The following is a 510-nucleotide window of genomic DNA, read 5'->3' as shown; positions in this document are numbered from 1 at the left end:
GGATCTGGCCATGAGCGAGGCACGTACGGAACCGACGAAACCGACCGAACCCGTGCAATCCGCGCACCTCGCGGCACCGACCGGCCGGAGCGGGGCGGACGGCCGGCACCTGGTCGCCGTCCTCGCCCTGCCCGGCTTCCCGCCGTTCGAGCTGGGCATTCCCTCCCGGGTCTTCGGCAGCGCCGTGGACGAGCACGGCGCCGACCTGTACGAGGTCGTCGTGTGCACCGCCGACGGCGGCCCGGTGACCAGCGACTCCGGCTTCGCCATCCAACCCGCCGCCGGGCCCGAGGCCCTCGCCGCCGCCGACACCGTGATCATCCCGCCCACCCACGCGATGCCCGAGCTGGCCCTCGGCGGGCCGCTGCCGCCCGAGGTGGCCGCGGCCATCGCCGGCATCCGCCCCGGCACCCGCCTGGTCTCCATCTGCAGCGGCTCCTACGTGCTCGCCGCCGCCGGGCTCCTCGACGGCCGGCCCGCGACGACCCACTGGAACCTCGCCCCCGAATT

1 protein-coding gene is annotated in these 510 nt (G+C 75.5%); it reads left to right on the top strand.

Annotation, left to right across the window (positions count from 1 at the left end; translation table 11 throughout):
- Nucleotides 1–52: 52 nt before the first annotated feature.
- A partial coding sequence (locus tag G3I71_RS46625) for a DJ-1/PfpI family protein (protein ID WP_343243300.1) occupies nt 53–510 on the top strand: 458 nt, incomplete at its 3' end.

The organism is Streptomyces sp. SID12501 (assembly GCF_010550245.1).
Taxonomy (GTDB): domain Bacteria; phylum Actinomycetota; class Actinomycetes; order Streptomycetales; family Streptomycetaceae; genus Streptomyces.
This window is presented reverse-complemented; position numbering and strand designations above follow the sequence as displayed.